Annotated in this window: 10 protein-coding genes; 2 read left to right on the top strand and 8 right to left on the bottom strand. The window is 67.1% G+C overall.

Going from position 1 to position 20,749, the window contains the following annotated elements; genetic code table 11:
* Positions 1 to 3 precede the first annotated feature (3 nt).
* Genes LOK44_RS22895 through ppsA form a run of 5 tightly spaced genes read right to left on the bottom strand, consistent with a single transcriptional unit; the run spans position 4 to position 12,284 of the window.
* Positions 4 to 1,014 (bottom strand): dihydroorotate dehydrogenase-like protein, encoded by a 1,011-nt coding sequence (locus LOK44_RS22895; RefSeq protein WP_237572394.1) that lies wholly within the window; start codon positions 1,012 to 1,014, stop codon positions 4 to 6.
* A complete protein-coding gene (nifJ, locus tag LOK44_RS22890; RefSeq protein WP_237572393.1) occupies positions 1,014 to 4,586 on the bottom strand; it encodes a pyruvate:ferredoxin (flavodoxin) oxidoreductase in 3,573 nt (1,190 codons plus the stop codon). The genes LOK44_RS22895 and nifJ overlap by 1 nt, the downstream gene beginning before the upstream one ends.
* The gene (locus tag LOK44_RS22885; RefSeq protein ID WP_237572392.1) at positions 4,583 to 6,214 is read right to left on the bottom strand and encodes an NAD(P)-binding protein; all 1,632 of its coding nucleotides are present in this window, start codon (positions 6,212 to 6,214) and stop codon (positions 4,583 to 4,585) included. The genes nifJ and LOK44_RS22885 overlap by 4 nt, the downstream gene beginning before the upstream one ends.
* Entirely contained in the window at positions 6,214 to 9,891 is a 3,678-nt protein-coding gene (gene otsB / locus LOK44_RS22880; protein ID WP_237572391.1) for a trehalose-phosphatase, read from the bottom strand. The genes LOK44_RS22885 and otsB overlap by 1 nt, the downstream gene beginning before the upstream one ends.
* Positions 9,888 to 12,284 (bottom strand): phosphoenolpyruvate synthase, encoded by a 2,397-nt coding sequence (gene ppsA, locus LOK44_RS22875; protein ID WP_237572390.1) that lies wholly within the window; start codon positions 12,282 to 12,284, stop codon positions 9,888 to 9,890. The genes otsB and ppsA overlap by 4 nt, the downstream gene beginning before the upstream one ends.
* Before the next feature lie 201 nt (positions 12,285 to 12,485).
* On the opposite strand from ppsA, the gene gap reads away from it, so the two are divergent.
* Together gap and LOK44_RS22865 are read left to right on the top strand one after the other, a co-directional pair.
* Entirely contained in the window at positions 12,486 to 13,502 is a 1,017-nt protein-coding gene (gene gap / locus LOK44_RS22870) for a type I glyceraldehyde-3-phosphate dehydrogenase (RefSeq protein WP_237572389.1), read from the top strand.
* 123 nt (positions 13,503 to 13,625) lie between these two features.
* Positions 13,626 to 15,023, top strand: a complete 1,398-nt coding sequence (locus tag LOK44_RS22865) for a WS/DGAT/MGAT family O-acyltransferase (RefSeq protein WP_237572388.1) — start codon at positions 13,626 to 13,628, stop codon at positions 15,021 to 15,023.
* Positions 15,024 to 15,124: 101 nt separating this feature from the next.
* Here the strand turns inward: LOK44_RS22865 and LOK44_RS22860 are convergent, their stop codons facing one another.
* Genes LOK44_RS22860 through LOK44_RS22850 form a run of 3 tightly spaced genes read right to left on the bottom strand, consistent with a single transcriptional unit; the run spans position 15,125 to position 20,684 of the window.
* Positions 15,125 to 18,514 (bottom strand): ATP-binding protein, encoded by a 3,390-nt coding sequence (locus LOK44_RS22860; RefSeq protein WP_237572387.1) that lies wholly within the window; start codon positions 18,512 to 18,514, stop codon positions 15,125 to 15,127.
* Positions 18,511 to 19,221: a DUF4194 domain-containing protein gene (locus tag LOK44_RS22855; protein WP_237572386.1), complete on the bottom strand. Its 711-nt coding sequence runs from the start codon at positions 19,219 to 19,221 to the stop codon at positions 18,511 to 18,513. Before LOK44_RS22855 ends, LOK44_RS22860 begins: the two co-directional genes overlap by 4 nt.
* A complete protein-coding gene (locus LOK44_RS22850) occupies positions 19,218 to 20,684 on the bottom strand; it encodes a DUF3375 domain-containing protein (protein ID WP_249784046.1) in 1,467 nt (488 codons plus the stop codon). Before LOK44_RS22850 ends, LOK44_RS22855 begins: the two co-directional genes overlap by 4 nt.
* Positions 20,685 to 20,749 lie beyond the last annotated feature (65 nt).

The raw sequence follows: 20,749 nt of genomic DNA, 5'->3' as shown, positions 1-20,749 counted from the left end.
GTCTCACCACCACCCGGTATCGGCGCTGTTGGCCCGCCGCAGCATGTCGACGTAGCCTCCGCGCCCGTGTTCGGCCTCGTCGGCACCGATCGGGACGGCGAGCAGTCCGCGGAATTCGTCGACCGAGTCGTATCCCTGGTGCCGCATCCATCGGGACAGTCCGTCGAGCATGACGGCGGCGTAGTCGGGGCCGTGCCGCAGAAGCGCTGACGCCGTCATCACGACGTCCGCGCCGGCCAGCAAGTACTTGATCAGTTCCTTGGAGCCCTCGACACCTGTCGTCGCGGCCAGCGACGCGTCGATCCGGCCGTGCAGCAGGGCAATCCAGGTCATCGGCAGACGCGCCTCACCCGACCGTGACAACGACGTTCCGGGTGCGACGGACAGTGTCTCGATGTCGATGTCGGGCTGCAGGAATCGGTTGAACAGCACCAATCCGTCCGCACCGGCCAGATCGAGACGGCGGGCCATCTCGGCCGTGGCACTGAAGAATGGGCTGAGCTTCACCGCCACGGGCACGCTGACCGCAGCCTTGACACCGGCCAGGATGTCGAAGTGACGCTGCTCCACGTCGCGTCCGGAGGCGTGTGAATCACCGGGCAGGTAGTAGATGTTCAGTTCGATCGCGGCCGCGCCGCAATCCTGCATCGACCGGGCGTAGCCGGCCCAGCTGCCCGGCGTGCTGCCGTTGATGCTCGCGATCACGGGGACCGGGACGGCGTCGACCGCGCGTTCGAGCAGGTTCAGGTATCGGCGCGGGCCATGGTCGGTTCCTGCGGTGCCCGGGAAGTACGACAGCGACTCGGCGAAGCTCTCCGTGCCTGCGGCCGCCAGTCGCGCGTTCTCGTCGGCTTCGCGGCGAAGTTGCTCTTCGAACAGCGAATACAGCACCACGGCACCGACTCCGGCGTCAGCGAGGCGCCGGACACCGTCGAGGTCGCTCGACAGCGGCGAGGCCGATGCGACCAGCGGATTGCGTAGGTTGCGGCCCATGTAGCGGGTGGACAGTTCCATCATCGTTCCCTGCGTGCGTCGGGGTGAAAGTGTTCGGGCCCGCGCGAAGCCATGTTCTCGTAGACGTCCCAGCGCTGCTCGACCGCCTGCTGGGCCATCCCGAGCAGACGGTCGGCCTCCACCGGATCGGCGTTGGCCAGCGAGCGGTAGCGCAGCTCCCGGTAGACGTAGTCGGAGAGGGGGATACGCGGGCGGTGTGAATCGAGCAGGAACGGGTTCTTCCCAGCGCTGCGCAGCACCGGGTCGTAGCGCAACAGCGGCCAGTGACCGCTGGCGACCGCGCGGTACTGCTGATCCATGCCGAGGCTCATGTCGATGCCGTGCGCGATGCACTGGCTGTAGGCGATCACCAGCGACGGCCCGTCGTACGCCTCCGCCTCGCGGAAGGCCTGCAGCGTCTGCTGCGGGTCGGCGCCCATCGCCACCTTCGCGACGTACACGCTGCCGTACGCAATCGCCTGCAGTGCAAGGTCCTTCTTCGGCACCGTCTTGCCGCCGGCGGCGAACTTCGCGACCGCCCCCAGGGGCGTCGACTTGGAACTCTGGCCGCCGGTATTCGAATACACCTCGGTGTCGAGCACCAGCACGTTGACATTGCGCCCGGTCGCCAGCACGTGATCGAGCCCGCCGGATCCTATGTCGTACGCCCAGCCATCGCCGCCCACGATCCACACGCTGCGCCGAACCAGGTGGTCGACCACACTGAGCAGGTCCGCGGTGACCTCTGGATCCATTACCGTGAGGCGCCGTTTCAGCTCGGCGAGCCGCTCCCGCTGCGCAGCCAGTTCCGACTCCCGTAGCTGGGGCGCGGCCAGGATGTCGTCGACGAGATCGGCGCCGAGCGGTTCCCGCAATTCGGCCAGTCGGCGTCGGGCGAGTTGGACGTGCAGGTCACTCGCCATGCGCAGGCCGAGCCCGAACTCTGCGTTGTCTTCGAACAGGGAGTTCGACCACGCCGGACCGCGCCCCTGGCCGTCGGTGGTCCACGGGGTGGTGGGTAGGCTGCCGCCGTAGATCGACGAGCACCCAGTCGCGTTGGCCACCATCAGCCGGTCTCCGAAGAGTTGTGACAACAGTTTGAGGTACGGCGTCTCGCCGCAGCCCGCGCACGCACCGGAGAACTCGAACAGCGGCTCCAAGAATTGGGTGCCGCGCACGGTGCCGAAGTCCACCCTGGACCGGTCGTTGGTGGGCAGCGATTCGAAGAACTCGATGTTCTTCCGCTCCGTGAGCACGCGCGGCTCGGCGGGACCGAGATTGATCGCCTTGGCGATGTCTGCGCCGGGGAGCACCACCGGGCAGGCTTCGACGCACAGCCCACATCCGGTGCAGTCCTCGACGTAGACCTGCAGCGAGAACCGTGCGTTCGGCAGGCCGACGGCATCGAGCGGTGCGGAGTCGAACGCTGCGGGCGCTCCGGCCAACTGCGACCCGTCGTAGAACTTCGACCGGATCACGCTGTGCGGACAGACGAAGGCGCAGTTTCCGCACTGGATGCAACTGTCGGGGTCCCACACCGCGACCGACTCGGAGATGTTGCGCTTCTCGTAGGCCGTCGTGCCGCTGGGGTAAGTGCCGTCCACCGGAAGCGCACTGACCGGCAACAGGTTTCCCCGTCCGGCCATCATCTCCGCGGTCACCTTCCGGACGAACTCGGGAGCCGACGAGGGCACCAGCGGTGGCGGTGTGCGGGTGGAGGTGATCTTCGCCGGTACGTCGATCCGCTGCAACCCGGCGACGGCGCCGTCCACCGCGGCCAGCTCCTTGGCCAGGACCTCGGCGCCGCGGTTACCGTACGTCTTGCGCACTGATCGCTTGATCCGGTCGATGGCCCGATCGCGTGGCAGCACCTCCGAGATCGCGAAGAAGCACGTCTGCAGCACGATGTTGATCCGGCCTGCCAACCCTGCCTCGCGCGCGATCCGGTCGGCGTCGACGGTGTAGAGCGCAATGCGCTTGTCCAGGATCTGTTCCTGGACGAGCCGGGGCAGGGCGTCCCATACCTTGGCAGCGGGTAGTCGGCAGTTCAGCAGCAGGGTCGCACCGATACCGGCCCGGCCGAGCACGTCGATCTTGTCGAGGAATCGGAACTGATGACAGCCAACGAAATTGGCCCCGGTCACCAGGTAGGGAGCCCGGATGGGAGCAGGACCGAACCGCAGATGTGACTCGGTCTGCGAGCCCGACTTCTTCGAGTCGTAGACGAAGTACGCCTGGCCGTACAGCCCTTCTTCGGAGCCGAGGATCTTGATCGTGTTCTTGTTCGCGCCGACGGTCCCGTCGGAACCGAGGCCGAAGAAGACCGCACGGATGGTGTCGGGCGACTCGATGTCGAACGACGGGTCGTAGGCGACGCTGGTCCCCGAGACGTCGTCGTCGATGCCGATGGTGAACCGCCGCCGCGGCTGTTTGTGGCCCAGTTCGGCGAAGACCGCCGCAACCATCGCCGGAGTGAACTCCTTGGAGGACAGTCCATACCGTCCACCACTGACCCGCGGCATGACCGGGCGTGCTCCGTCGGCGTAGGCCTCGGCGAGTGCGGCGATCACGTCCAGGTAGAGCGGCTCGCCGAAGGAACCGGGCTCCTTCGTGCGGTCCAGCACGCCGACGACGCGCACCGACGCCGGCAACGCCTGCAGCAGTGCCGCAGCGGGAAACGGCCGGTACAACCGCACCTGCACCACGCCGACCCGCTCGCCACGTTGCACCAGCGCGGCGACGGTCTGCTGGACGGTCTCGGCGCCGGAGCACATCACCACCAGCACCCGTTCCGCCTCTGGGTGGCCCGCGTAGTCGACGATGTGCATCATCCGGCCGGTGCGCTCGCCGAGGCGGGCCATCAGGTCCTCGACCACATCGGGCACCCGCGCGTAGAACGGGTTGACCGTCTCGCGTGCCTGGAAGTAGACGTCGGGGTTCTGCGCGGTGCCGCGGATGAATGGGCGCTCGGGGGACAGTGCCCGCCCACGATGCGCCCGGATCAGGTCCTCGGGCACCAGCGAGCGCAGATCGTCATCGGACAGCGTCTCGATGGTATTGATCTCGTGGGAGGTTCGGAAGCCGTCGAAGAAGTGCACGAACGGTACCCGTGTTGCCAGGGTGGCCGCCTGCGCCACCAGCGCCAGGTCATGGGCTTCCTGCACCGAGGCGGACCCGAGTAGGGCGAACCCCGTTTGGCGCACCGCCATCACGTCCGAGTGATCGCCGAAGATCGACAACCCCTGCGCGGCAATCGATCGCGCCGCAACGTTGATGACGGCTGAGGTGAGTTCACCGGCGATCTTGTACATGTTCGGGATCATCAGCAGCAGGCCCTGCGACGAGGTGAACGTCGTCGTCAGTGCGCCGCTCTGGAGTGCGCCGTGCAGTGCACCGGCGGCGCCACCCTCACTTTGCATCTCGACCACCGTGGGAACGGTGCCCCACGCATTGGTTCGCCGTGCGGTCGACCATTCGTCGGCCAGTTCCGCCATCGGCGACGATGGCGTGATCGGATATATGCAGCAGACCTCGTTGAGTCGGTAGGCGACGGATACCGCGGCCTCGTTGCCGTCTATCGTGGCGCGTGTCATGTTGGCTCCGGAAACATGTCGATGGCATGCACCGGGCACTGATCGGCGCAGACGCCACATCCCGTGCACGTGTCGTAGTCGAACCGATACCGCTGTCCCACACCAAGTTTGATCACAGCTGCCTCGGGGCAGGCGCCGAGGCAGCCGTCACATTCGAAGCAGTTTCCGCAGGACAGGCAGCGTCCGGCCTCGTAGGCCGCCTCCTCGGGCGACAGACCGCCGACCACTTCCTCGAAGCTCTGCACCCGGGTCGCGGCCGTCAGTTCGGGCTGTCGACGTTGGGCGGTGTCACCGAAGTACCAGAGGTGCAGGGCGTCGAACGTCACGGTCGGGTGTTTCGGTGGCCGTTCGACCTGCGTCCCGCGCAGCCAGGCGTCGATGTGACCGGCCGCCTTCTTGCCGTGGCCCACGGCGACGGTCACGGTGCGCTCGCTGGGCACCATGTCGCCACCGGCGAAGACTCCAGGGCAGCCGGTCATCAGGGATTCCGATACCCGCACGCTGCCGTCGGCATGGAACTCGACCCCGGGCAGCGTCCGCATGAATGCCGACTCCGTCTTCTGGCCCAGGGCCATGATCAGCGTGTCGGCAGCCAGCGTCTCGAAGCGTCCCGTCGGCCGTGGCTGGCCCGAATCGTCGAGTTCCATGATCTCGACCTGGATTTCGGGTCCGTCGAACGCGGTGACCGTCCGCAGCCAATTGATTCGTACGCCTTCGCGTTCGGCGTCCTGCGCTTCCTCGGCGTGTGCGGGCATCTGATCGCGAGTGCGCCGGTAGACGATCACCGCGTCTTCGGCGCCGAGGCGGCGAGCCACTCGGGCAGCGTCCATCGCGGTGTCTCCGCCACCGTAGACCGCGACATGACAGCCGATCACCGGTTTCTCGCCGGAGGCGACGCTGCGCAGGAAGGACACCGCGTCCATCATCACGCCTGCGTCCCGGGCCGGGATGTCGACGCGTTTGGCCAGGTGCGCGCCGACGGCCACGAATACCGCGTCGAAACCGCCCTCGTCCCGTTCGGCCGCCAGGTCGTCGACGCGATGATCACACGTCACGCGCACGCCCATCGCTGCGACCCGGTTCACTTCGTCGTCGAGCACGTCCCTGGGAAGCCGGTAGGTCGGTATGCCGTACCGCATCATGCCGCCGGGTCCGGCTCCGGCATCGCGGATCTCGACTTCGTGGCCGCGCCGCGCCAGATGGTAGGCGGCGGAGAGGCCACTGGGTCCCGCGCCGACGACCAGAACCCGATGACCGGTGCGGGCAGGTGGTGGTTCGAAGGCCCAGCCGCGTTCCCGGGCGAGGTCGCCGAGGAACCGCTCGACCGAATGGATCGACACGGCGCTGTCCAGATTGACGCGGTTGCAGACGGTTTCACACGGGTGGTAGCACACCCGACCGTGGATGGCGGCGAAGGGGTTGTCCGCGACGAGCTGCCGCCACGCGGCTTCGTGGCGCCCTGCGGTGGCGTGGGCCAGCCAGGCCTGGATGTTCTCTCCGGCGGGGCAACCGGCATTGCAGGGCGGCAGCAAGTCGACGTAGACGGGCCGGTGTTCGCGTACCGGACCAGCCGACGCATGCGCGTCGCTCAAGTCGGCGAGCGGTGTCACGTCTGCGGAGTCGGCCATCAGCCGGGGAATCGGACGGTGGTTCCGGGCAACAGTTCGACGACCTGGCCGTGGCACTCCACTTCGATCCCCGCCGCATCGCGGGGTTCCGCGCTGATGATCACGCCCTTGCCGCTGACACGCAGATGCAGGTGCAGGCCACGGTAGTGGATCGGTATCGCCAGCACGCCAAGGGTCTCCGGCCAGTGCGGGGACAAGATGATGCGGTTGGAACGGGTCTCCAGACCGGTGAAGCACCGTTGCATGAGGTCCACGGTTCCGGCCATGGCGGCCAGGTGGATGCCCTCCGACGTGGTGCCTCCCTGGATGTCGGACACGTCGGACTTCAGCGCTTCGGTGAAGAACTCCATGGCCCGGTCGCGATTGGCTCGGGCCAGCACCCAGGTGTGTACGACACTGCTGAGCGTCGACCCGTGCGAGGTGCGGGCCAGGTAGTAGTCGACCATCTCCGGGACCTGCTGCGGAGTCATGCGATAACCGAGTCGGGCGAGCAGCTCACGCAGTTCGTCGACTGAGAGCAGGTAGAGCAGCATCAGCGCGTCGGCCTGCTTGGACGCCTTGTAGCGGTTCACGTCATCGTGCTCGGCCTCCAGGATGCGGTCCAGCCGTTGGATGTTTCCGTGCTGACCGCGCAGCTGGTCCCAGTCCAACTCTGCAAGATCGCCGTAACCCTCGAACTGGCTGATGACTCCGTCGTGGAAGGGGACGAACATCCGTCGGCTGACGTCGTCCCAGTGTTCGAGTTCGGCACTGGTCAGTCCCAGTGTCTCCATGAGATCCAGGCGATTCGGCAGCGGCACCAGGTTCAGTGCGTCGATGGCGCGCATGATGACCCAGACGGCCATGACGTTGGTGTAGGCGTTGTTGTCGACCCCGTCGTACGGAGCGTCGGGGTAGCCCGAATGGAATTCATCGGGCCCGATGACACCCCGGATGACGAAGCGCTCGCGCTTCCGGTCGTAGGTGGCCAGGCTGACGAAGAACCGCGCGATCTCGGCCAACAGCTCGACACCGTAGTCGATCAGGTAGGCGAGATCGCCGGTGACCTGATAGAACTTCCACGCGTTGTAGGCGACGGCGAGACCGATGTGGTGTGCGCGCGCGCTGGCGTCCGGATTCCAGTGGCCGCTGCGCGGATTGAGGTGTAGCCGCTGGCTTTCCTCGCGGCCGTCGCTGCCGGATTGCCAGGGAAACATCGCGCCCGAATGGCCTGCCGCCCGCGCGGCGTGCCTGGCCTCCGGCAATCGCCGGTAGCGGTAACCCAGCAGCGATCGGGTGACCATCGGGAGCCGCAGATTCAGCACCGGGAAGATGAACAACTCGTCCCAGAAGATATGGCCGCGATACGCCTCACCGTGCAGTCCGCGGGCCGGCACCCCGGCGTCGACGTCACGGGTGTTCGGCGACACCGTCTGCAGCAGGTGGAGCATGTGTAGGCGCAGGACCCGCCGTTCGTCGGTGAAGTCGTCGAATTCGATCGACAGACGCTCCCACAGATGCGTCCATGCGGTCAGATGCCCATCGAGCAGTTCAGCGAACCGGCCGAGCCGGCCGACCCAGCGTCGGGCGTCGACGCCGGGTTCGGACGTCGCCACGTCGCGGCCGGTGTAAATGGTCACGACCTTCTCGACCGACACCGACTCACCGACCGACAGCGCAACCGCGATGTCGTGACCGATCTCGGCACCCTGCTCGTACACCCGGAACACCGCAGGAACGGGTTCGCGGTCGCGCCACAGCCTATTTCGCATGGCCATGGCAACGGGAACGTGGGACTGAGTGGTCTGAACGGTGAGCAGCACTGAATCGTGCGACAGTTCGCTGGTGACCGCAGACCCGAGGTGGTTGGACGCGAGGTCGCGGTACCGCTCCACGAGAGAATTGGACACGTTGCCGTCGACGGTCGAGCGGAACTCGACCGTCCCCGACCAGTCCTCGGCGACGACGCTAGTCTCGAGTGCGGCGACGTGGGGCAGGTGCATCGCGACGAAGCGTCGCTGTGTCACCGTGCTCGTCCGGCCTGCAGTGTCGCGGAAGCGAACCGCCCGATCTAGCACCGCGCCGCGAAGATCGAGCGTCTGGCGGTAGGACAGCACGATCACGTCGTCCAGGTCGAACCAGTCGCCACCCTGGATCCGGAAGGTCAGTGCCAGCCAGTTCGGCAGGTTGACCAGGCTCTCGTTGTCGATCTCGGTGCCTGACACGTCGTCGACGAGCCGGTTGTAGAGCCCGGCGGCGTAGGTGCCCGGGTAGTGCACCTGTCCGGCCTTCGACTCGGGAGCGGCTCCCCGGGTGGCGAAGTACCCATTTCCCAACGTGCACAACGTCTCACGCAGCTTCTCGTTCTGCGGATCGTATCCGTCGAAGACGAATTTCCAGGCCTCGCCCGACACCTGCTTCTTGTAGGCCAACCACTGGGACCCGCGCTGCATGAACTCCCGAACCTGGTCCGGACTCTCCAGTGAGAAGTGGGCGGCCGTCCTGCGGTCGCCGTCCTCGCGGTGACCGACGATGATCCCGATGCCATCGAACCGGACGGCATCGAAGGCGTCCTCGTCGGTGAGGTCGTCGCCGATGTAGATCGGAAGCAGTGCGCCGGACCCGTCGACGCGGTCGCGGATCCAGGCCAGCGTCGTGCCCTTGTCCCAGTCCAGGTCTGGCCGCAGCTCGACGAGCATTCGGCCGCTGGTCACGCGCAGGGCCGCCTGCGCGGCGACGTGATGCACCGCCGATGTGATCTCCCCGACGCGGTCCGGCTCCACCTCGCGGTAGTGGATCGCGACGGCAAAGCGCTTGTGCTCGACGCGCACTCCGGGAATCCGAGCCAGGCATTCGCTCAGTTCGGCGGCGGCGTGCTCGAGGACGGGGACGAATGCCGCAGCCGCGTCGTTGCAGTGCTCGGTGCCGTCCGGTCCGGTCAGTTCGAACCCGTGGCTGCCGGCGTACCAGATGCCCGGCAGGTCGATCCGGCTGCGGACGTCTGCGAGGTCGCGACCGCTCAGGATGGCTACCGGGCACACCTTGGAGACGTGCCTCAGCGCATCGGCGGCGCCGTCGACGAGCATGGCCGCAGCTGGATCGGAGACGATGGGGGACAGGGTGCCGTCGTAGTCGAGGAACAACATCGACTCGCGTGCGGTAGTGATCCCGATCAGCTGGCCATAGGACGCCAGGGCATTCGGGAGTTCCGAGATCCGCTTGTCCCCGGTACGGACGGCGACGTCGTCGAAGTCCGCGAGCACGACGTCAGCCCCGTGGCGGACCAGTTCCTCGGCGCGTCCGGTGGCGTCGATGCCGATGACCAACGCAAACCCGCCATCGCGGGCAGCCGCCACGCCTGCAACGGAGTTCTCGAGGACCACACACCGCTGCGGTCGGACACCGAGCTGACGGGTAGCCTCGAGGAGTACGGCGGGGTCGGGTTTCTCGGTTGTCCCGCGTTCGCCTGCGACTCCGTCGACGCATACCTCGAACAGGTCGTCGACCCCGGCGGCCTTCAACGCCTGCTGGCATTGCGGGCTCGACGAATAGGCGGCCGCGGCGATGCCGACGTCCGCCAACTTGCGGGCCAGCTCGACCGTCGCCCCGAACAGCGGGACCTCGCGGGTCAGCGCACCGTCCAGATCGAAGAGCACCGCGTCGTGGCGACGCGGGTCGATGGTGATCGGCAGCTTCATGGCGCGGGGACGAGCTGGCGTTCCAACTCCAGGATCTGACGAGTGGTCTTCACGACGGTGTCGGGGTTCAGGCTCATCGAGTCGATGCCGAGCCGCACCAGGAACTCGGCCATGTCAGGATGATCCGACGGGGCCTGTCCGCACAGTCCGGAGTGAATCCCGTTGCGGCGGCAGCCCTCCACGGCCATCCGGATCATCTCCTTGACGCCGTCGTCGCGTTCGTCGTAGTCGAACGCGACGATCTCGCTGTCCCGGTCGACCCCCAGCGTGAGCTGGGTCAGGTCGTTCGAACCGATGGAGAAGCCGTCGAAGCGCTTGGCGAATTCGTCGATCAAGATGACGTTGTTCGGGATCTCACACATCGCGAACACCTTGAGCCCGTTCTCGCCCCTCTTCAGGCCCAGTCCGGCCATCGTCAGCAGGACGAGATCGGCTTCGGCGATGCGGCGGACGAACGGGAGCATGAGGATGACGTTGGTCAGGCCCATGTCCTCGCGAACTCGACGCATTGCAGCGCATTCCAACGCGAAGCCCTCCGCATAGGCGGGATGCGCGTAGCGCGACGCCCCGCGGAAGCCGATCATCGGGTTGCTCTCCAAGGGCTCGAAGCTCTGCCCCCCGATCAGGCTGGCGTACTCGTTCGACTTGAAGTCCGACATCCGGACGACCACGGGCTTGGGCCAGAAGGCGGCGGCGATCGTGCCGATGCCCTCGGAGAGTCGCTCGGTGAAGAAGGCACTGCCATCGACGTAGCCCCTGGTGAGTTGATCGATGGTCCGGCGTGCGTCCGGGTCCTCGACCTTCTCCGTGTGCAGCAGGGCCAGCGGGTGTACCCGGATGTACTCGCTGATGATGAACTCCATGCGGGCCAGTCCCACGCCGTCGTTCGGTAGGAACGAGGTCTTGAACGCGAGGTCGGGGTTGCCGAGGTTGAGCATGATCTGCGTCTTGGGCCTGGGGAGGTCGCCGACCTCGGTGCGGGCGACGTGAAAATCAAGCGCGCCTTCGTATACCCGGCCGGAATCGCCCTCGGCGCAGGACACCGTCACAACGGCGCCGTCGGACACACGCGTGGTCGCGTCACCGGTGCCCACGACGGCGGGAATGCCGAGTTCGCGTGCGATGATCGAGGCGTGGCAGGTACGCCCGCCGCGGTTGGTGACGATGGCGGCGGCGGTCTTCATGACCGGTTCCCAGTCGGGTGTGGTGGTGTCGGCGACCAGCACCTCACCGGGCCTGAATTCGCTTAGTTGCGTGAGGTTCTCGATCCGCCGGGCGGCGCCCGAGGCAATCCGCTCGCCCACCGAGCGGCCTTCGGTGATGATCTTGCCCTCGCCGTCCAGCACATAGGTTTCCAGCGCCGTCACGCTGTGCTGGGAGGCTACCGTCTCAGGCCGGGCCTGGACGATGTAGAGCTGACCGTCGAGACCGTCCTTGGCCCACTCCATGTCCATCGGCCTGCCGTAGTGCGCCTCGATGGAGCACGCGTAGCCGGCCAGTTCGAGTACGTCGGCATCGGTGAGACAGAACCGAGCGCGGTCGGCCTTCGGACTGGGGATGTTCCTGGTGGTGTTCTTGGTCTCGCCATCGACGAGGATCATCTTCACGGCCTTGTCGCCGAGGCGGCGCCGCAGTACGGCGCGGCGTCCGGCGAGATACGTCGGCTTGTGGACGTAGAACTCGTCCGGATCGACCGCGCCTTGGACCACGTTCTCGCCGAGGCCGTAGGCGCCGGTGATGAAGACGGTGTCGCGGAATCCCGATTCGGTGTCGAGGGAGAACATCACACCTGACGACGCGATGTCAGACCGCACCATCTTCATGACACCGATCGAGAGGGAGACCTTGAAGTGGTCGAAGCCCTGGTCGATCCGGTAGTGGATGGCACGGTCGGTGAAAAGGCTTGCGAAACAACGACGACAGGTGTCGAGCAGGCTCGCCTCGCCCTTGATGTTGAGATATGAATCCTGTTGGCCCGCGAAACTGGCTGTCGGAAGGTCCTCGGCGGTTGCCGAACTGCGCACCGCAAGACTGACCTCTTCGCCGTACTCCCGTTGCAGCGCGCGGTAGCCGTCGGTGATGGCGGCGGCCAGATCGTCGGGGAGTCCCGCGCCGTACACGATTTCCCTGGCACGCTTCGCCTTGCGCGCCAGCGCGGCGACATCGCCTGGGTCGACGGCGTCGAGTTCGGCGTGCAGACGGTCCCACGCGCCCGCCTCGTCGAGCATGTGACGGTACGCGGCAGCGGTGATGGCGAACCCGTGCGGGACGCGCACACCCTTGCCGGACAGATTCTGGAACATCTCGCCGAGCGAGGCGTTCTTGCCGCCGACGAGCGCCACGTCGTCGATGCCCATGTCCTCGAAGAATCGGACGTACCGAGACGTATCCATCAACCGTCCTCTCCTCCTGCGCAGACCGATCCGGCGCCATGCCAACCTCTCACTGCGCCCCTCCCGCAACCAGGGCCGAAGGTCACCCGAGTACCCACGAGAGGGCGATGACCTTTGGCTCTGCCGCTTGGCGACCTCGAACGCCACACTCGAGGGCGCGCGGGCACCGACGTGGCCCGGCAAGGACTTCGGGGAGACACCATGACGATTCGGGTAGGCGTGAACGGCTTCGGTCGTGTCGGTCGAAACTTCTTCCGCGCGGCGGAGGTGCAGCGGGTCGCGGGTGACACCGACATCGAGATCGTGGCCGTCAACGACCTCACCGACAACAGGACCCTGGCCCACCTGCTCAAGTACGACTCCGTCCTCGGGCGTCTACCGTCCGACGTCACCGTCGACGGCGACGATCTCGTGGTGGGTGAGCGGCGGATCAAGGCGTGGTCCATCGCCGACGGACCCACGGCAGTCCGGTGGGGAGATCTGGGCGTTGACGTCGTCGTCGAGTCGACCGGGCGCTATACCGCCGCCGACGACGCCCGGGGTCACCTACGCGGAGGCGCCAAGAAGGTAGTGGTATCCGCCACGTCGAAGGGCGCCGACCTGACCGTCGTCATGGGAGTCAACCATCGCGACTACGACGGCACGCAGACCATTGTGTCCAACGCGTCGTGCACGACGAATTGCCTTGCGCCGATGGCAAAGGTCCTCGACGAGGTGTTCGGCATCGAGCGCGGGCTGATGACCACCATTCACGCTTACACGCCGGACCAGAATCTGCAGGATGGTCCGCACCGCGACCTGCGCCGCGCCCGCGCGGCGGCGATCAACGTCGTGCCCACGTCCACCGGGGCGGCCCGGGCGATCAGCGTGGTGCTGCCCCAACTCGAGGGCCGTCTCGACGGGTACGCGCTGCGTGTCCCCGTGCCGACTGGCTCGGCCACCGACTTGACCGTGACGGTGCGAGAACCCGCGACGGTCGAAGCGGTGAATGCCGCGTTCGCGACCGCCGCCCACGGCGAACTCAAGGGCTTCCTCAGCTACACCGACGACCCCATCGTGTCCTCCGACGTCGTGACGGATCCCTCGTCGTGCATCTTCGACTCGGGGCTCACGAAGGTCAACGGTGACATGGTGAAGATCGTGGGTTGGTACGACAACGAGTGGGGTTATTCTCACCGCCTCGTCGACCTGGTCGGCCTCGTCGCTTCGACGATGTAGAGCGCACGCAAGGGCCCCGGTGGCTCGCGTCGGGCAGTACGTGCCCGTCGAGCGACCTTCGGCTATGGGATCGAGGACCTGCGGCCCTGCTTCGTCGAGGTATGCGGCGCGCATAGTCACCGCATGGAACATCTCTCGACGCTGGATGCGAGTTTTCTGCAGGCCGAGGATTCGGATCCCCACGTGAGTTTGGCCGTCGGTGGCGTGTCGATCCTCGCAGGGCCGATGCCCGACTACCGCGAGGTGGAATCGGCGCTCGCCGACCGGGCGCACGCCATTCCGCGTTGCACCCAGAAACTGCACACCCACACCTTCGACCTGGGTGCGCCGGGCTGGGTGGACGATCCACACTTCGACGTCGGGCATCATCTTCATCACGTCGCCCTGCCGAACCCGGGCGACGACGCCGAGTTGTTCGGGATGGTCGCGAGCATCATGGAACGGCGGCTGGACCGCGACCGACCACTGTGGGAGTGCTGGACCATCGAAGGGCTCAGCGACGACCGGTGGGCGCTGCTCGTCAAGATTCACCACTGCATTGCCGACGGCATAGCCACTGCCGAGATGCTGGCGAAACTCAGTGATGACGGTGCCGGTGACACGTTCGCGACCAGTATCCGCGCGGGCAGGGAACCCAAGGGTGACTCGCTCCTCGGTTTGTTGCGGCCGAGGCTGAACCCGATCGACTGGATGGGCGACATCTGGCGTGCGACGCTCGCCGCCACCAGCGCGGCCGAACACGCGGTCGTGGGGGCCGTCGAGCTGACGGTCCGTGTGCTCGACGCCACCGCAGATTCATCATTGAACGGTCCCATCGCGACGATGCGCCGCTATAGCGCAGCCAGGGTGGACCTGACCGTCATGAGGCGGGTGTGCAGGGACTTCGGGGTGACGCTCAACGACGTCGCGTTGGCAGCCATCACCAGCGGCTACCGAACCATGTTGCTCGACCGCGGTGAGGTCCCGGGCCCCCACGCCCTGCGCACGCTGATTCCGGTGTCCATGCGCTCGGCTGACGCCCTCGACGTGGCGGACAACCGGGTGTCCGCGATGCTGCCGTTGCTGCCAGTCGACGAGCCCGATCCGATCAGGCAACTGGAGATCGTCCATGCGCGGCTCGAAGAGGCCAAGGGAAGTGGCCAACGGGAAGGCGGCAGCGCGGTGTTCGCCGCAGCGGGCAACATTCCGTTTGCGCTAACGGCGTGGACGATTCGACTGTTGACCCGTCTCCCGCAGAATTCCGTGGCGGCGCTGGCGACCAACGTCCCGGGTCCGCGCGGGCGTCGACGAATGCTTGGCCGCGAGGTGCTGGAGATCCTTCCGGTACCGCCGATCGCCCTTCACCTACGCACCGGCATCGCGATGCTCAGCTACGCCGACCGGTTCTACTTCGGCGTCACCGCCGACTACGACAGCGCTCCCGACGTCGACGCCCTCACGCGCGGAATCGAGGACGGGGTGTGGCGATTGGCGGAACTGGGCAGCTTGCGCGGCGGTACGGCGTCGGTAGCAATACCCTGAGGCGCCCGGAGTGGTCATGGACTCGAGTCTCGACCGTCATGCCGGCTCGACATAGGGTTGATGGTCCTCGTGACGCACTGCCGCGGTCTACCCTGCCCCGCTCAGACCCCGGCCGGTATCCGCGCCGAGGTGGTCATCTCCTGCTTGAGTGCGGTGAAGTCCGAGATGGTCTTGGTGGAGACGGTCGCCACCGGACGCGCATTGCGGCCCGTCGCCTCCCGCTTGGACACCATGACCACGCTGTCGATATAGGGCTGGATGGTCGTGGCGTTCTGCACGGTCGCGACGATGACGAGCTGAAAGCCGAACTTGCGGAACGCTTGTAGCGCCTGCTGGGCGAACTGCGGATCCGACTTCGAGAACGCCTCGTCGAGCATCAGCTGCGCGAACACCGGCCGGTTGTCGGAGCTGTCGGGGCTGGCCAGGTTGAAGCTCAGCGCGCCGGCGAGACAGAACGCCATCAGCTTCTCCTGCTCGCCGCCCGAGTTGTCCCCGGCGTTGCTGTGCGTGCGGATCAGTTCCTCTGTGCCGGTGTCCCATTCGGCGCAGTCGAAGGTGAATCGATTGCGGACGTCCAGGGCGTCGCGCGTCCACGCCTTGTCCTCGGGTGCGGTGGACGCCAGCCGGTTGCGCAACCGCAGGATGTCGGCGTACTGGTCCAGGATGGCCTGCTTGTCGCCGAGCCCGACCTCGGCGATGCGCCGCGAGATGGCCTTGACGATCTCGGTCAGCTCCGACACGGCGGTGAGTGCGCGGGGGTTGGCGCGCAACGTCAGTCGGGTGCCGCGGTTGAACTCGACCGATCCCAGACCCGTGTTGACCCTGGCGATCTGGTCGCTGATGCGACGGGTCTCCTGCTCGGCCACCCGGTGCAGCGTCAGGATCGCGTCGGGGGCCTGCTCGGTGACCAGGCGCATCATCCGCTCGTAGGCTTCCGGCAGCTCGCGCTCGTCGATGTGCCTGCACAGTGCGACGTAGTCGTGCACGCGTTCGTCGAAGACGTCGCTGTCGTTGGGCACCGAGTCCGGAAACGCCGTGTCGAACGTGTTGAGGATGCGGGCCAGCTCGTCGTAGGAACGCCGACGGCTGTCGCGCAGCTGTTCGCGCTCGCGACGGATGGCGGTGAACACCGCGTCGCGATGCGGCTCGGGGTCGAGTAGGTCGAGGGTCACCGGCACGTCGTCGGCGTACCGATTTAGCAGGTCGGTGAGCGGCTCGGACACGAAGGCCGGCGCCAACCGCTCCTGCAACTCGAGCAGGCTGGTCCGTCGGCGGTCCAGGTCGTCGCGGCGCGTCTGGATCGCGCCGCGGCGGGTCATCAGCGTCTGGATCTCCTCCCAGCACTGGTCGGCGCGGGCGTTGAGCGCCTCGATGTCTGGGTGATCGGCCAGCAGGAGTTCGTACTGCTCGCGCAGCCGTTCGGCGTGCCCGTCGGCGGTCTCGACGTCCACCTGGTTCCACTGCGGGAACTGTTCGCAGATGGCCTTGCACGCGGCGGCCCGGTCCCGCCACCGTTGGCGCTCGGCGGCGATGTCATCGGCTGCGCGCCGAGCGGCCTGGTAGGCCTCCTCCGCGGCGGCCAGGTCGACGGTCAGTGCATCGATCTTCGCGGCGACGTCACCCTGGAACAGATACTCGGACTGCCGCAGCGGTCGTCGGTCGTCCTTGATCGCCAGCCGATCGGAGTCCTTGTACAGCCCGGCGTCGGTGACTGCTCGCCGGAAGCGCGCGAAGACGTCGGGGGTGTCGACGCACACGTGATCGCCCGCTGCGGCGACCACGTCGGCGGCCTCCGCCGCGCAGACGTGCGTCGGGTCGACCACGAACAGCTTGCCGGCCAACGTATTGGGTTGCGCCTCTGCGGGTTCGGCGCCTGCGAGACTCGAGCGCACGTGGTGCAGCTGCAGCCGGCCGCCCATGTTGGTCTCGTTGACGAACCGCAGGACGGCGGCGTGGTGCCGGTCGGGGACGAGTAGCCGCAGCCCCACGCCGCGGAGCACCTTCTCGACGGCGACGCGCCACCGGCTCTGCTCGGGCCGCAGGTCCATCAGCTCGGCGACGTAGGGCAGCTCGCCAGGATCGATTCCGATTGCGGCGCAGATGTGTTCGCGCATCGTGGTGGCGAACTCCGGCAGTGCCGACCCCACGTGCTCGACGCGCTTGAGTTCCTTGGCGGCCTCGTCGCGCACGAGGCGAGCCGACTTCTGCGCGTACTCCGCGTCGGTCGACGCCTCGCGCCCCCGGTCGAGTTTCGCGAGCAGCTCGTTGGCCTGCGTCGCGAGTTCCTCACGCAGATTCCAGAATTCGTCGGCGGTGTCGGGAACGTCGAGGCCCTGCGCGATCACCAGCGTCTCGTAGGCGGCGCGCCGGCGCGACACCTCCTCGGCTTGGGCTTCGGCGCCTGCCACCTGTGACTGCAGCGGCCCGATGCTGGCACTGGACCCGCTGATCTGGGCGTTGAGCGAATCGCCCTCGGCCTTGGCCAGGTTCAGTTGACGGGTGACGTCCTCGTACTCGTTGCCGAGCTGGTCGATGGTGGCGTCCAGCGAGGTGATCTGCGACGGGCAGCGAGCCAACCGCTCGTGGTCGGTGTATGCCCGGACCATCGCCTGGTCGACCAGGTCGATGATGCCGAGGTCCGACGATTCGGAGGCATACCGCTGCTGGACCATCTCGATGTCACCGAGGATCTTGCGCTTGCGTTGCGCGACGGCCAGCAGTTCCCTGGCCTCCACCAGCGGGTCGATCTGCTTGAGCGCTTCCGGCAGCCTGGCGAGGCTGTCGGGCTCGTCGAGCATGAACTCCCGGACGAACTGTTCGAGTCCGCCAACGCTCTTGAGCGACTTGGCCTTTCCGAGCAATTGCTGGGCGGCGTCGGACGCGCGGATGCCGATGGTCGCGTAGAGCTGCGCGAGATACTGCGACTCCACCTTGGTGGAGAACCGCCATTCCGAATCTGCCCCGTCGCTGCGCTCGCCACGGACCTTGAACACGCCCGCATCGAACCGGCCGGCTGCCCAGCGGTTGCACACGTCCTCGATGTCGCGGTCACCGTCGGCCAGGACGAACCGGCTCGACGAGTCCGACCGGTTCTCACCGGTCAGCCACTTCAGGACCAGGCCGGTGACGGTGCGGCCGGTGGTGCTCGCATAGGTCACGGCGATGGCGGACCAGGCGGTGCCGTCGCCGCGCAGGTACATCACCCGGCTGACGCCGTTGTCGCTGCGCTGGCCCCATGCGCCGCGGACGTACTTGTCGACGGTGCGGCGGCCTGCGCTGGACCCGGCGGCCGAGTTGTCGCCGGAGGCGTTGAAGTTGCGGCGGTTGAAGGGCAGGAAGCCCAGCGAGATGGCGTCCAGCAGTGAGGACTTGCCGCTGCCCGACGCGCCGGCGATCAGCGCTCCACCCTCGGTGAACGGGATGGAGTGGTAGCCGTCGAACACGCCCCAGTTGATGACCTGCAAGCGGGAGAGGTGGAACTGCTCGGTCATTCGTCGTCTGCTTCCTGGTCCTGCGGAGCCGGTGTGCCGCCGCTGAGCAGCAATTCGAACTGCTGCTGCAGTTCGGCGATCACCGACGCCGTCATCACCGCGGTGATCACCGGGCTCACGGTGTAGCTGTCTTCGTCGTCGCGGCTCTTGCGCAGGATTTCCAGCCCGGTGAGCCGCGCGATCGCGGCATCGATGCGGGCACCGAACGTCACGGCGTCGCGGTCGACGTCGTTGAGCACGCCGGAGAACAGCCCGTGCACCTCGTCACGGCTGATGAGGACGGTCTGGTCGCCGGATGCCCGCATCATCTGAGCCAGGTGCAGGGCCAGGATCGAGTCGTACGTGCCGAGCGGCTCCCGGCGCAACAGCTTGACGCCCCTTGCCGATTCGTAACGGGCCTGCTCGACGAACGCGACACCGTCGTCTTCGAAGGCGCCCTCGACGACGCGCAGGACGAGGTCGAGTTCGGACAGCCGCACGGTGAGCTGGGCACGGTACTCGAGCACCCAGGTGTAGAGGTCGCGATCGGTCTCGGCGCTGATGTAGCGCCGGGTCAGCAGATGCTGCAGGGCCCAGCAGGCGCGGTCGGGTAGCTCGCTGACGTCGCCGTCGAACCTCGGCCGTCGCCGCTGCGGGGTCCGGGCGGTCGAGTCGACGTCGGGCAGTGCCGAGAAACCCGCGTAGTCGGGGGATTGGTCGACGGTCACGACGCCACCGCGACCAGGCTCGAGATGGGTTCGGTGAACACGAGTTGGGGGACCTCCATCTTGCGGTCGCGTCCGTCCAGCGACCGGAACCGCACGGTGACCGTTTCGGTCGGTTGGTCGGCAGCTCCGGCGGCGGGCTGCTTGAGTGCCCAGGACCACAGCACGATGACGTGACCCAGGTACGCACCCTGTCCGGTGGTGGAGACGAGGTCGACCGCGTCCGCGAGTGCCAGCGGACCCTCGATGATCGCGCAGTTGATCATGTCCGACATGGCGGGGGCGTCGACCTGCGTGGTCAGCGCTGCGAAGCTCTGCAGGTCGACCTCGCCCTCGGCGGCGTGCGCGGGCTGGGGACGGGACAGGTCGCCGATGCGGAAGCTGAGCGCGCCCACCGAACTGATCGCGTGGCGGGCCAGCGGCAATTCGATGTCGAGTCGGGAGTCGGTCAGCGACGCCTTGAGCAAGGTGCGCGCCGCGCCGATCGCATCGCCGAGTTGCCGGGCGACGCCGCGGCTCTGCTCGAGGGTGCCGAAGGCCGTGAACCGTTTGACGCGCTGCGCGCACCGCTGCTGGATGCGTTCGACCTCGTCGATCTGATGGCCGACGAGTTCGAAGAACCCGGCCATCACCGTGCGCAGCGCGGGATCGAGGGCGGGCAGCGCTTCGGCGACGGCGGCGACGTCGGCCTCGAACTCCGCGCGCTGCTCGGGATCGTTGATCATGCGCAGGAAGGCGCGGTGTGAGTCACGGCCCTGGGAATCCCAGGCCGCCTGGTAGTCGGCGTACATCTGGCGCTGCCGGTCGCGGTATTCGACGTTGCTGTCGATCGGGTCCCCGAGCGCGGCGGTGGCCTGCTCGATCATGGTCCCGTACTGGCCGATGTCGGTGATGAGCCGTTCCATCTGCAATGCGATGGCGTGCGCCTCGTCGTACATGTCGGTGACCTCGGTCTCGGGGCGCACGTGCCCGCGCTCGAGGTCGTCGAGTTCGGCGCGCAGCGCCTCGATCTCGGCTTCGATGCCGGCGCGGATCCGGTTCGGGTCGTTGCCGACGCGCGTGGCGATCTGCTTGAGCCGCGACGCTATGCCGTTGATCGACCCGCCGGTGGCGATGGTGTCCTGCCGGCGCATGCCGCGGAGCAGGTCGAGCGCCCGCCGCGCCTCCTGCGTGAGGTAGCAGAGGTTGCGTTCGTGGCCCGTCCGGGTGTCGGCCACGCGGTGTAGCCACCCCTGGCTGGCCCACGTCTTGATCAGACCGAGTCCCGATTGCTCGCCGCCCGGGCGGCCGAGTTCCTCGAGGTCGCGCTCCAAGCGGACCACCAGGTCGGTCTCGGCGACGACGCCACCGTTGAGGTGACGTTCCATGAGCGTGGCGTAGACGCCCAGGTTCAGAGTGGCCAGGAGCCGGATGGTCGGGGAACCCTGGATCTCGCGGTTGAGTTCGACGAGGTCGGTCGCCGACATCGCGGTGTGGTGGTCCACCTACCTCCCTTCGGACGCCCTCGTGCGGTGGCTCGGACGGTCCAACA

Source organism: Mycolicibacterium lacusdiani (genome assembly GCF_021916785.1).
Taxonomy (GTDB): domain Bacteria; phylum Actinomycetota; class Actinomycetes; order Mycobacteriales; family Mycobacteriaceae; genus Mycobacterium; species Mycobacterium lacusdiani.
The sequence above is the reverse complement of the archived record's forward strand: the minus strand, read 5'-3'. Positions and strand labels throughout refer to the sequence as shown.

Bases quoted from the DNA above. Each gene is read 5' to 3' on its own strand.
- LOK44_RS22895 (WP_237572394.1), bottom strand. From the start codon at position 1,014: ATGGAACTGTCCACCCGCTACATGGGCCGCAACCTACGCAATCCGCTG.
- nifJ (WP_237572393.1), bottom strand. From the start codon at position 4,586: ATGACACGCGCCACGATAGACGGCAACGAGGCCGCGGTATCCGTCGCC.
- LOK44_RS22885 (WP_237572392.1), bottom strand. From the start codon at position 6,214: ATGGCCGACTCCGCAGACGTGACACCGCTCGCCGACTTGAGCGACGCG.
- otsB (WP_237572391.1), bottom strand. From the start codon at position 9,891: ATGAAGCTGCCGATCACCATCGACCCGCGTCGCCACGACGCGGTGCTC.
- ppsA (WP_237572390.1), bottom strand. From the start codon at position 12,284: ATGGATACGTCTCGGTACGTCCGATTCTTCGAGGACATGGGCATCGAC.
- gap (WP_237572389.1), top strand. From the start codon at position 12,486: ATGACGATTCGGGTAGGCGTGAACGGCTTCGGTCGTGTCGGTCGAAAC.
- LOK44_RS22865 (WP_237572388.1), top strand. From the start codon at position 13,626: ATGGAACATCTCTCGACGCTGGATGCGAGTTTTCTGCAGGCCGAGGAT.
- LOK44_RS22860 (WP_237572387.1), bottom strand. From the start codon at position 18,514: ATGACCGAGCAGTTCCACCTCTCCCGCTTGCAGGTCATCAACTGGGGC.
- LOK44_RS22850 (WP_249784046.1), bottom strand. From the start codon at position 20,684: ATGTCGGCGACCGACCTCGTCGAACTCAACCGCGAGATCCAGGGTTCC.